12 protein-coding genes are annotated in these 11,424 nt (G+C 71.8%); 5 read left to right on the plus strand and 7 right to left on the minus strand.

Annotated elements, in window-relative coordinates; genetic code table 11:
• Positions 1–3: 3 nt before the first annotated feature.
• Positions 4–1,245: a cytochrome P450 gene (locus tag ABZS69_RS19610; protein WP_355374005.1), complete on the plus strand. Its 1,242-nt coding sequence runs from the start codon at positions 4–6 to the stop codon at positions 1,243–1,245.
• A gap of 12 nt (positions 1,246–1,257) precedes the next feature.
• On the opposite strand, the gene ABZS69_RS19615 is transcribed toward ABZS69_RS19610, so the two are convergent.
• Positions 1,258–2,844, minus strand: coding sequence for a Na+/H+ antiporter (locus ABZS69_RS19615; RefSeq protein ID WP_355374007.1), 1,587 nt, complete (start codon positions 2,842–2,844; stop codon positions 1,258–1,260).
• A 150-nt stretch (positions 2,845–2,994) separates the two neighbouring features.
• Between ABZS69_RS19615 and ABZS69_RS19620 the strand changes: the two genes are divergently transcribed.
• Positions 2,995–3,735 (plus strand): SDR family oxidoreductase, encoded by a 741-nt coding sequence (locus tag ABZS69_RS19620; protein ID WP_355374010.1) that lies wholly within the window; start codon positions 2,995–2,997, stop codon positions 3,733–3,735.
• A gap of 200 nt (positions 3,736–3,935) precedes the next feature.
• On the opposite strand, the gene ABZS69_RS19625 is transcribed toward ABZS69_RS19620, so the two are convergent.
• A complete protein-coding gene (locus tag ABZS69_RS19625) occupies positions 3,936–4,817 on the minus strand; it encodes a phosphorothioated DNA-binding restriction endonuclease (RefSeq protein WP_355374012.1) in 882 nt (293 codons plus the stop codon).
• Positions 4,818–5,165: 348 nt separating this feature from the next.
• On the opposite strand from ABZS69_RS19625, the gene ABZS69_RS19630 reads away from it, so the two are divergent.
• Complete coding sequence (locus tag ABZS69_RS19630; RefSeq protein WP_355374015.1) at positions 5,166–5,909, plus strand: hypothetical protein; 744 nt, start codon at positions 5,166–5,168, stop codon at positions 5,907–5,909.
• A 147-nt stretch (positions 5,910–6,056) separates the two neighbouring features.
• Positions 6,057–6,920: an NAD(P)H-binding protein gene (locus ABZS69_RS19635; protein ID WP_355374018.1), complete on the plus strand. Its 864-nt coding sequence runs from the start codon at positions 6,057–6,059 to the stop codon at positions 6,918–6,920.
• An 8-nt stretch (positions 6,921–6,928) separates the two neighbouring features.
• On the opposite strand, the gene ABZS69_RS19640 is transcribed toward ABZS69_RS19635, so the two are convergent.
• The 4 genes from ABZS69_RS19640 to ABZS69_RS19655 form a co-directional block, all read right to left on the minus strand.
• Positions 6,929–7,672: a TetR/AcrR family transcriptional regulator gene (locus ABZS69_RS19640; RefSeq protein WP_355374021.1), complete on the minus strand. Its 744-nt coding sequence runs from the start codon at positions 7,670–7,672 to the stop codon at positions 6,929–6,931.
• Between the two features lie 207 nt (positions 7,673–7,879).
• Positions 7,880–8,857 (minus strand): NAD-dependent epimerase/dehydratase family protein, encoded by a 978-nt coding sequence (locus ABZS69_RS19645; RefSeq protein ID WP_355374024.1) that lies wholly within the window; start codon positions 8,855–8,857, stop codon positions 7,880–7,882.
• Positions 8,857–9,291, minus strand: coding sequence for a MerR family transcriptional regulator (locus tag ABZS69_RS19650; RefSeq protein ID WP_355374026.1), 435 nt, complete (start codon positions 9,289–9,291; stop codon positions 8,857–8,859). The genes ABZS69_RS19645 and ABZS69_RS19650 overlap by 1 nt, the downstream gene beginning before the upstream one ends.
• A 93-nt stretch (positions 9,292–9,384) precedes the next feature.
• Positions 9,385–9,963: a helix-turn-helix domain-containing protein gene (locus tag ABZS69_RS19655; protein WP_355374029.1), complete on the minus strand. Its 579-nt coding sequence runs from the start codon at positions 9,961–9,963 to the stop codon at positions 9,385–9,387.
• A gap of 100 nt (positions 9,964–10,063) precedes the next feature.
• On the opposite strand from ABZS69_RS19655, the gene ABZS69_RS19660 reads away from it, so the two are divergent.
• A complete protein-coding gene (locus tag ABZS69_RS19660; RefSeq protein ID WP_355374032.1) occupies positions 10,064–10,960 on the plus strand; it encodes an SDR family oxidoreductase in 897 nt (298 codons plus the stop codon).
• Positions 10,961–10,999: 39 nt separating this feature from the next.
• Here ABZS69_RS19660 and ABZS69_RS19665 read toward each other — a convergent pair whose 3' ends face one another.
• Positions 11,000–11,380, minus strand: a complete 381-nt coding sequence (locus ABZS69_RS19665) for a helix-turn-helix domain-containing protein (protein ID WP_355374035.1) — start codon at positions 11,378–11,380, stop codon at positions 11,000–11,002.
• Positions 11,381–11,424: the final 44 nt, after the last annotated feature.

The following is an 11,424-nucleotide window of genomic DNA, read 5'->3' on the forward strand; positions in this document are numbered from 1 at the left end:
TTCATGAAAGGCATCGTCATGGCACAGGCCAGCCTCTACCAGCAGATCCTCGACCCCGCCGGCCGCGCGAACCCGTACCCGCTGTACGCCGAGCTGCGCAAGACCCCGGTGACGAGGGAAGCCGACGGCACGTACGTGATCAGCACCTACGACGGGATCGTCGCGCTGCTGCACGATCCGCGGGTCAGCTCCGACCCCCGCAGCCGCCCCGGCATGGCCGAGGCCGCGTTCGCTTCCGAGGAGAGCCTGCTCCTGCCCTTCATCAACCTCGACCCGCCCGACCACGACCGGCTGCGTGAACTGGCGATGCGCCCGTTCGGGCCGCCTCAGTCGCCGGGGCGCGTCGACGCCCTGCGCCCCTGGCTCGCGGAGGTCACCGACGGCCTGATCGACGGGTTCGCGGGGAAGAACCGCATCGACGCCGTCGACGAGTTCGCCTACCCGCTGCCTGTGGCCGCGATCTGCCACCTGCTCGGCGTGCCGCGCGAGGACGAGCCGCGCTTCCATCACCTGGCCGACGCCACCGTCGAGGCGTTCGACCCGACCACCGGAACGTTCGAGGAGCGGCAGCGCAGGAGAAGCGAGATCACCCGCGAGCTGGGCGAATACCTCAACACGCTCGCCGACGCCCGCGTACGCCGGCCGGGCGACGACCTGATCTCCGGCCTGCTCACCGACGCGGGCCCGCACGGGCCGATGTCCCGTACCGACCTGCTCAACACCGCCGGGCTGCTGCTGGTCGCCGGCCACGAGACCACCGTCAACCTCGTCGCCAACGGCCTGCTCACCCTGCTGCGGCACCCCGACGTGCTGGAACGGCTGCGCCACGAACCCGAGCTGAGCACGCGCCTGGTCGAGGAGCTGCTGCGCTACGAACCGCCGGTGCACATGCTGACCGGCCGCAGCGCCCTGGCCGACATCGACCTCGCCGGCACCACCATCCCGAAGGGCTCGCCCCTCGCGCTCGTCCTGGCCGCCGGCAGCCGCGACCCCGGGCGCTTCGCCGACCCGGACCGATTCGACCCCGACCGCGCCGACAACGCGCACCTCGGCTTCGGCAGCGGCATCCACTACTGCTTCGGCGCGCCGCTGGCCCGGACCGAGACGCAGGTGGCGCTGTCCGCGCTGGCCCGCCGGCTGGTCAATCCCCGGCTGGTCACCGACCCGCCGCCGTACCGGCCCAACCCGGTGTTGCGCGGCCCCCGCCACCTCGTGATCGAGTTCGATGCCGTCGCGCCGGCATAGCCGGTCGCGACCTCAGAGGATCTGCTGCTCCTCCAGGTCGAGCCTGCGCTGCAGGGCCTGGTGAGCGGCGTCGCCGATCTCACCGCGCCGCCACATGCGCACCGCCTCCTCGCGCTCCACCCGCAGCAGCTCCCTGCGTGCCTCGGCGTAGGTCGCCGCGGCGGTCACGGCCCCTTCGACCAGCTCAGGCAGGTGCTCGTCGTCCGCGCCGGGCCCCAGCAGGGCGTGCGCCTTGCGGGCCCGCTCCTCCAGGTCCCTGCGCAGGCGCAGCTCCACGTCGCCGGGCAGCGCGCCCTCGGCCACGATCTGGTCCAGGCGCATCAGGGCCAGCCTGGCCGTGGTGTGCTCCGCGCTCGCCTGCTCCAGCGCGGGCAGGTCGTCGTCCATGCCCGCGATGCGCAGGCGGCGGCTGACCCACGGCAAGGTCAGTCCCTGCAGCACCAGCGTCACCACGATCACCGCGAAGGTCAGGAACAGGATCAGGTTGCGTTCAGGGAACGGCGCTCCGCCCGCGGTCAGCGGGATGGCGAACGCGGCGGCCAGCGACACCACGCCGCGCAGCCCCGCCCAGGACACGATGGCGGCCGCCTGCCACGGCGGATACGGATCACGGGCGCGAATGCGCGGGAAGAGCAGCCGCGGCAGGTACACGGTCGGGAACACCCACGCGACCCGTACGACGATCAGCGTGAGGGTCACCGCGCCCGCGTACAGCGCGAGTTCGGCGGCGGAGTAGCCGTGCAGCCCCTCCAGGATCTGCCGCAGTTGCAGTCCGATGAGCGCGAAGACGACGCTCTGCAGCAGGTACGCGATCATCTCCCAGACCGCCTGGCCCTGCAGCCGCGTGGTGCTGGACACGATCAGCGGCGCCGCCCGCGCCACGACCAGCCCGGTCACCACCACAGCGAGCACCCCCGAGCCGTGCAGCGTCTCCGCGCCCAGGTAGGCCGCGAACGGGGTGACCAGCGACACGGTGTTCTCCGTCAGCGGGTCCTCGATCCGGCGTCGCACGTGCACGACGAGGAACCCCACCGCCAGCCCGAACCCGACCCCGATCACGCTGACCAGCAGGAACCCGAGCACCGCCGCGCCGTAGGAGAAGAGGCCGGTGGCCACGGCGGCGATCGCGATCCGGTACGCCACCAGGGCGGTGGCGTCGTTGAGCAGGCTCTCGCCCTCCAGGACGGTGACCACCCGGCGGGGCAGCCCCACCCGGTTCGCGATCGCGGCCGCCGCGAGCGCGTCCGGCGGCGCGACGATCGCGCCGAGCACGAACCCGGCCGCCAGCGGCAACCCGGGCACGAGCGCGTGCGCCAGGTAGCCGACCGCGATCGTGCTGGCCAGCACCAGGCCGACCGACAGCAGCGTGATCGAGCGCAGGTTGGCCCGCAGGTCCCGCAGGCTCGTGTCGAGCGCCTCGGCGTACAGCAGCGGCGGCAGGAACCCGAACAGCACCAGCTCCGGATCCAGCTGGTAGCCGGGCAGGCCGGGCACCAGGCTGGCCAGCAGCCCGGCGATCACCAGCGCGATCGGCGGTGGCACGCCCATCCGCCTGGCCAGCGCCGACACGACCGTGGCGCCGACCACGAGGATCAGCATGAGTGCCACCACGTTCTCTCCGCCTCCCTCGTCTCAGTGTGTCAGCACGCCGGATGCTGTGTTCCGCCTGCCGGCGGGCCCTCGGAGGCCGAGTGTATTCTTGCTGGTTAGAGGGGTTATTCGGGTCCGGCGCCGGCGATGACCGAAGCCATGGAGCTTCAGGACCAGACCGCGCTGGTGACCGGCGGCGGTTCGGGCATCGGCCGGGCGACCGCGCTGCTGCTCGCCCGTGAGGGCGCCTTCGTCATCGTCGCCGGTCGCGATGCCGGCCACCTCGCCGAGACGGTCGCGGAGATCGAGGCCGCCGGTGGCGGGGCCCGCGCCGTCCCCACGGATCTCGGCGACCTGGACGCGCTGCGGCGGCTCGCCGACGCGGCCGGTGACGTCGACATCCTGGTCAACAACGCGGGCGTCTACCCCTTCATGCCGACGCCGAAGCAGGATCTGAAGTCGTTCATGCAGGTGTTCGACACCAACGTACGGGGGCCGTTCTTCCTGACCGCCGCCATCGCGCCGGCGATGGGGGCCAAGGGGTCCGGCAGCATCGTCAACGTCAGCTCGATCGCCGCCCTCCAGGGCATCCCGGACGCCGCCGCCTACGGGGCGACGAAGGCCGCTCTCGACGCCCTCACCCGCTCCTGGGCCGCCGAGTTCGGCGGTCTCGGAGTCCGGGTCAACTCCGTCGCCCCCGGCAACACCAGGACCGACAACGTGGTGAAGGCCCTCGGCGAGGAGAAGTTCGAGGAGTGGGGCCGTACGGGCAACCCGCTCGGCCGCCTCGGCCGCCCCGAGGAGGTCGCCGAGGCGATCCTCTTCCTCGCCTCCCCGCGGGCCAGCTACATCACCGGAGTCACCCTGCCCGTCGACGGCGGCTACGTGGCGCACGGCTGAGCCTGTTGTGGAAGGTGCGCCACCTGGTCGGCCCGCCGGTGGCCGGCGTTCCGGCGAGGACGCGATGATGGCGGGCATGGTGGAAGAGGTCCCGGTCCCGACGTGGACGACGTCATGCAGGACGCGATGCTCGCCGCGCTGCGCCGCATCGGTGACGCCCGGCTCCGGACCGTGCTCGCTCCCGCAGCGCGCGGGCGGTCTCAGGCGCGGGCGGGTGTGCGGAAGACCTGGCGGCTGTGCCAGCTGATGTGTTCCCGTTCGACCGCGTCCAGGCCGGGCTGGGGATTTCGGGCGGGCCGGCCGGTCAGGGAGAGCACCATGTCGCGGGACGCCTGCGACCGGCCCACGAACCTGGCCGAGACGGCGATGGTGTGCTCCGTGGTCAGTCCGAGGACGCCCTTGTCGAACAGTTTGTGGTGGATCGCGCACAGGCACAGGCCGTTCGCCACGTCGTCGGGCCCGTCGAAGGCCCACCAGCGCACGTGTGCCGCGTCCAGGCCCACCGCCATGCCGTCCAGCCAGCCGTCGTAGGAGCAGAACGCGCAGCAGTACTCGTACGCCATGAGCACCCGGTCACGAAAGCCCGGATCACGGCGTACGACCTTTTTGATCTCGCCAGCGGTTTCGAGCGTCTCCAGGTCGAGGCCGGTCAGCAGGCACAGGTCCGGGTGCAGGGACGGGGCGAAGTTGGCGTCCAGGAGGTAGCGGGCGATCCGGCTCAGCAGGCCGGGCTCCTCCGACAGCGCGCGGGCCAGGTCGGGATGGAGGCGGCCGGTGGCCTGGCTGTCGCGCAGGCGGCCCAGTTCCGGACCCGGGCTGCCCGGGCCGTGGCGGGTGTCGACCAGCCAGAGGCCGTCGTTCGTCAGATGGTGGAACGGGTAGCCGGGGCTGGTGTCGCGGGGCGGGCCGTATTCCTTGAGCAGTTTCTTCAGCTCGGCCTCGGCGGCGCTGAACGGGATGGGCCGGTTGCCGTGCCGCTGGAAACGGCCCAGGGCGTACAGGAGGAGAAGCGGCTTGTGCGGTGCGCGCTCGCCGCCCCTGGTCCAGCGCCGGATCTCGGCGACCCGCTCGATCCAGTCCACGGTCGGCCAGTGTAACGACGCCGTACGGCTGGCGCGGCAGGTGGAGATCGTCAACCGGGTCACCGGCCTCATCGGCGACCTGGTGCCCGAGGCCGCCTCGCCCGCCGCTACCTGGCGGACGCATCTCCTGATCAGGCGGTCCAAACGTGACGAAGGGCTGGGCGCTCCGCCGTACACCTATGCGGGCCCCACGAGGGCGAGCGGCCCGTCCGCTTCGTGTGGCGCCTGGACCACCCGCTCCCACCTGAGGTGTTCCACTACGCCAAGGTCACCGCGGGCTGAGCCGTCCTGGGGTCCCACGAGCAATGAGCGAGCATAAAGACGACCATGCAAAGGTAGGGATGGGGTATGAGGCTTCCCCGATTCCACCGATTGCCGCAACGCGTATCGTGGCCCAGGCGTTCCCTCGGGCGGTGGATCGTGGTCGCGCTCGGTCTGGGTGTGCTCGCGGCGGCGCTCGTCGGCGCCGCCGGCCCGTATCGGCAGACCCGGGAGTTCCGCGAGACCGTGGCGTGCGACCGGAGCGTCGGCGACTGTTTCGGCAGCGAGGCGGGCTCCATCGCCGGCCGGCGCACCTACACCACGACCTCGACGACGACGTACACCGACGCCAGCGGCCAGACGCACTCGGACACCACCACGACCACCCACTACGAGGTCACCTGGCAGCGGGCCAACGGGTCCCGGCAGGCCCGCGACGTGTCGTCGAGCTTCTACACCAAGGCCAAGGAGGGACAGCCGGCCACGCTGCGGCTCTGGCGCGGGGAGGTCGTCGGCGTGGAGGTGATGGGTGACGCGCAGTGGTTCCTGCCGGAGTCGGGCGCGACGCTCAACGGCTGGCTGTACCTGGCCTACTTCGGCCTCGGGGTGCTGCTGTGGGGGCTGCTGTTCGGCTGGTGGGACGGGTTCTTCATGCTCGCCTTCCGGACGTTCGCCTGGATGTTCATGAGTTTCCTGCCGGTGGGCCTGGTGACGGATGCCTTGGCCTACGGCCTGGACATGGGGGCCGGTCTCGCCGTGGAGATCGTGTTCATCCTGTTCTTCACCGGGATCGGTGCCAGCTTGCTGATCGGCTCGCTCGACCGCTGGTGACCGGCTCCTGGGCCCCCTCGCCGTCACGAGCAGCGCCGCACACCAGGCGTAGACGTCGATATCATCGATACCAGTATATCGATTCCAGCGCTAATACCAGTGATACGCTCTTCGCGTTTCCATCGGAACGGACCACTGGAGTGCGACATGATCATCGTGACCGGCGCCACCGGACAGCTCGGACGCCAGATCGTCGAGCGGCTGCTGACCCGCGTCCCGGCGGGCCGGATCGGTCTCAGCGTCCGCGACCCCGACAAGGCTCGGGTGTTCGCCGACCAGGGGGTTCGGGTGCGGCACGGCGACTTCACCGACCCCGGCGGCCTCGCCCACGCCTTCGAGGACGCCACCCAGGTGCTGATCGTCTCGATCGACAAGCTGGGCGAAGAGGCCGTACGGCCGCACCGTCTCGCGATCGGCGCGGCCGTCGCGGCGGGCGCCCGCCGCGTCGTCTACACCAGCCACATGGGCGCCGGCGCCTCCTCGCGCTTCCAGGCCTGCCGCGACCACGCCGCGACCGAGGAGGCACTGCGAGCGTGCGGCGTGCCGTTCACCTCACTGCGCAACGGCTTCTACGCCGCCAGCGCCGTGCAGTTCCTCAGCCGGGCCATGCGGTCCGACCAGATCGCGCTCCCCGCGGACGGGCCGGTCAGCTGGACCTGCCACGAGGATCTCGCCGAGGCGGCCGCCGTCGTCCTGGCCGACGAGGGCCGCTTCGACGGCCCCACCGCCCCGCTCACCGCGGCCCAGGCGCTCACCTTCGACGACGTCGCCCGCATCGCCGGCGACGTGACCGGCCGCACCATCACCAGGACCGTCGCGCCCGACGACCGGTTCCGGCGGCAGCTGATGGACCACGGCGTCCCTGCCGCGTACGCGGACCAGCTGCTCGACGTCTTCGTCGCGAGCCGGGCCGGCGAGTTCGCCGCCGTCGATCCGACCCTGGCCACCCTGCTGGGACACGAGCCCACCCCGCTGAGCACCGTCCTGCGTAAGCAACTGCCCGGCACCTGATCCAACCGCTACGACGCGGCGAGGCGGTCGAGCCACTCGCCGAGGAGGTGCTGCTCCGCCTCGCTCAGCGTGGTCTGCTGGGGCAGTGCGGCGCGGAGTGCTCGGGCGGCGCCGGCGGGGCCCGGGTCCTGTACGGCGGGCCTGTCGGTGGTGACGGCGGTGACCATGGACTCGCGCATGGTGCTCAGCAGGGCCGGGTCGCGCCGGTCCTCGGGCAGCGACAGCCAGGTGAGCACGGCACCGCGGGCCGTGGCGTGGATGAGGGCGGCGGCGAGCGGTTCGTCGACGCGTAGCCTGCCCGCGGCGGCGAGGCGGCGGATGCGCCCGAGGAGGATCTCCATGCCCGTCCTGAACGCGGCCGAGTCCGTGCCGCGCCGGGGCTCGCCGTACATCATCGCGTAGAGGGCGGGGTTGGCGAGCCCGAATTCGACGGCGAGGTCCCAGCCCGCGCGCAGATCCTCGACCGGGTCGTCAGGGGCGGGGACGGCGCGTTTGGCCGCGAGGAACCTGGCGTAGCCGTGCTCGGCCACCGCGTCCAGCAGCCCGTCCATGTCGTCGAAGTGCCGGTAGATCGCGGGGGGCTGCACCCCGGCCGCGGCCGCGACCGCGCGGGTGGTGACCGCGTCGCGCCCCTCCCGCGTCAGGAGGTCGGCCGCGGCCTCGATCACCCGCCGACGGGTCAGCTCCCGCCCGCCGGCCGCTCCCTCCGCCACGGAGCCGGAGGAGTCGACCGCCCTTGTTCTCCCAGGCATGCGGGCAATGATACTGCCGGCGTCATATCGCTGTGAGTATCAGTGATATCGCGCTTACCAGGGCAAACGTCGAAGTAGCCCCCCGTGGGGCCGTCGGGGCCGACCTGGGCCATGCGGACGATGATCTCGGCTCCCTGTTCGACCGTCTGGACGCCGGCAGTCCGTACTGGTGAAGCCGGGCCTGGGACCAGCGCCGCGCGGGTTGGTTCAACGTTCCGCGTCCACCAGACCGAGGTCGCGCAGGCTCCCGGCCGTCTGCACGATCGTCGTCTCGGCGGGCCGCGGACGCCAGCCGAGCTCGCCGCGAGCCCGGTCGTTGTGGATGATCGGCCGGGGCGGGTCCTCCCCCGGCGCCTCCTGCGTGGGTACGCGTGCGCCCGCCGGGCCGAGCCGTCGGCGCAGGATCTCGGCCACCTCCAGGAAGCTCAGCGTCGGGCCGTCGGCGACGGCCAGGAAGCGCTTGCCCGCGGCCTTGGGCTCCGCCATGGCGCGGAGGTGCAGGTCGGCCACGTCGCGTACGTCGACGACGCCGAAGCGCTGACGGGGCGCGACGCTCATCGTCCCGTCCAGCATGGCCTTGATCAGCTGCGTCGAGGAGCGCAGGTCGGCCGTGAGGGCCGGGCCGAAGATGGCCGTCGGGTTGACCACGACGAGTTCGGTGTCGCCGCCGTCGCGCGTCATCAGGTCCCATGCGGCGCGCTCGGCGATCGCCTTGGAACGCGGGTATGGCGCCAGGCCCGGCGTGTCGGGGTCGGTCCAGTCGTCCTCGGTGAACTCGGCGCCCGGTTTGGGGGTGTATCCGACCGCGGCGAAGGACGAGGTGAGCACGACGCGCCGGGCGCCCGCGTCACGCGCGGCACACAGCACCCGCAGCGTGCCCTCTCTGGCGGGGACGATCAGCTCGTCGGGGTTCTCGGGCTGGGTGACCGGGATGGGCGAGGCGACGTGATGAACCTCCTCGCACCCGGCCACCGCGGCGGTCCAGCCGTCGTCGGCCATCAGGTCGGCGACGACGACCCGCAGGCCGGCGTCGTCGGCCTCGCCGCGGCGCACCGCCGCGCGCAGATCGGCCTCCTGAGCCGTCGAGCGCACCGTGGCGCGCACCGCTCTCCCGGCCCGCAGCAGTGCGGCGATCAACCGCGTCCCCACGTAGCCGGACCCGCCGGTGACCAGGACCTCGCTCATCACAGCACCCCCAAGCGACCGGCCGCCTCGATGGACCGCCGCGTCGCCTCGGCCTCCGCGGCCGTGTCGCCGCGGTCGCGGGCGTCCCACAACCCCGCCTTCTCCCGCAGATAGGCCAGCCGGGCACGCTGGGCGGCGATCTCGGCCTCGACGCGTTCCGCGTGACGCAGCAGCAGATCGCGCTGTTCGGCCGCCGCCACCCGCCCGCGGGTGCGGTTGACCAGGTAGGTACGCATGTCCTCGATGCTCACGCCGACCGCGCGAAGACAGGCCAGCGTCTCGATCACGTGCAGATCCGCGTCGCCGTAGCGCCGGTGCCCGCTGCTCCCGTCACGGTCGATCGGGCCGACCAGCCCGACCTCCTCGTAGTAGCGCAGGGTCGGCTCGCTCAGCCCGCTGCGCCGGGACACCTCATGGATGGTCAAAGCTGCCATACGGCCAGCGAAACACACCTCAAGCGCTTGAGGTCAAACACGGTCGTCCACCGGTCTCGCCCGCTTCGCCGTCCTGAGCGGAGATCAATCGGCTCACGCGGTCCCGGCACGGGTCAGGTCGCCGATGGCGGCGAGACCTTCGCGTTGCAGTTCGAGCAGATCGCGGGTCTCATCGGGCGCGATCCACCGGGTGAAGGCCGTCTTGAACACCAGGACGCCCAGCTCACCGGCCAGGCCGGCGTCCATCTGGCCGACGCCGCGTGCGACGAGCGCGGCGGTCACGGCGTGGGAGAGCTTGGCCAGCTTGAGCAGCTCGCGCTCCAGCAACTGCTCGTTCGCCGTGATGATCCCGTTCCGCACGCGGGCGAACTCCCGGCCCCGTGCGTCCTGGAGGACCCGGCCCCCGGCATCGAGCGCGGCGACGAGCAGGCCGGCCACGGCCGCGTCCGGCGGGGCGTCGGCGATCGCGTCCACGAAGACGGCCTCCAACCGCTCCTCGCCGGCGAACAGCACCTCGCGCTTGTCCGCGAAATGCCGGAAGAACGTCCGCTCGGTCACCCCGGCCCGCCCGGCGATCCCGGCGACGGTCGTCGCCTCGAAACCGTCCTCGGCGAACAGCTCCATCGCCGCCCGCTGCAGCCGATCCGACGCTCCAGGTTCCCAACGTGCCATGTGCGGATCGTAGCCGGAACCAAGGTGATGACATAGCCTGACATCAGGGCTATGCTGACTGATGTCAGTCTCTGACATCACAATGGGAAGCGAGCCCACCATGCACGTCTTCGTCACCGGCGCGTCCGGATTCATCGGCCGCGCCGTCGTCGCCGAGCTCATCGCCGCAGGTCACGAGGTGACCGGCCTGGCCCGCTCCGAGGCGTCGGCATCCGTCGTCAAGGGCCTCGGGGCGAACGTCCGCCGCGGCGACCTCGACGACCTCGACCAGATCCGCCAGGGCGCCGACGCGGCCGACGGCGTCGTCCACCTGGCGAACAAGCACGACTGGGTCCACATCGAGGTCTCCAACCACGCCGAGCGGACCTCGGTCCAGGCCATCGCCGACACGCTCGCCGGGTCCGACCGGCCGTTCGCGCTCGCGTCCGGCCTCGCTCTGCCCGGCCTCGGACGCGCGTCGACGGAGCGGGACCCCAATCCCGCCGTCGGCCCCGACTCACCGCGCGGCGGCGCCGAGAACCTCGCCCTGACCTACGCCGACCGCGGCGTACGCGTCATGCCCGTCCGCTTCGCCCCGACCGTCCACGGCGAAGACGACCACGGCTTCATCTCCATCATCGCCCAGGCCGCCCGGCGCCGCGGCGCCTCCGTCTACCCCGGCGAGGGGCTCAACCGCTGGCCCGCCGTCCACCGCTCCGACGCCGCCCGCCTGGTCCGGCTCGGGCTCGAGAACGCCCCCGCCGGCTCGATCCTGCACGCCGCCGCCGAAGAGGGCGTGCCCGTACGGGGGATCGCCGAAGCGCTCGCCGACCGCCTCGGCGTGCCGGCGAAGTCCGCCCCGGCGGAGCAGGTCGCCGACGAGATCCCGTTCATCGGCGGGTTCCTGGCCGCCGACTTCCCTACCACGAGCAAGATCACGCGCGACCTGCTCGGCTGGCGGCCCACCGGCCCCACCCTCCTGGAGGACATCGCCGCGGGCCACTACGACCAGCCCTGAACGAGGCACCCACGTTCTGAACATCGCCCGCGATCGCCGTCAGGAGTCGAAGCGGTGGCGGGAGGACTCAATGTGACCGAAGTACTGGTGGGTCCAACCGCAGATCAGGTCGACCGTCGCGCGCAGGGCCTGGCCCGGCTCGGTGAGGGTGTACTCGACCCGCGGCGGCACGGTGGGATGCACCTTCCGCTCGGCCAGGCCGTTGCGCTCCAGCATGCGCAGGTTCTGGGTGAGCATCTTGTGGCTGATGCCCTCGACCTCGTCCCGGAGCTCGCTGAAGCGCAGGGTGCGCTCACCGAGGGCCTCGATGATCAGCAACGCCCACTTGTTGGCGACATCCGAGAAGATCTCCCGAGCCAGGGAGTCCGCGCGCCTCAGATCCGCTTCGTCGGACGAGCCTATGAACTGCTTGGTCACCATGAGGTTCCCCAGTCACTGAAAAGTGCGTTCTTCCACGTCAGCGA

The sequence above is a fragment of the Nonomuraea sp. NPDC005650 genome, assembly GCF_040605375.1.
Classification (GTDB): Bacteria; Actinomycetota; Actinomycetes; order Streptosporangiales; family Streptosporangiaceae; genus Nonomuraea.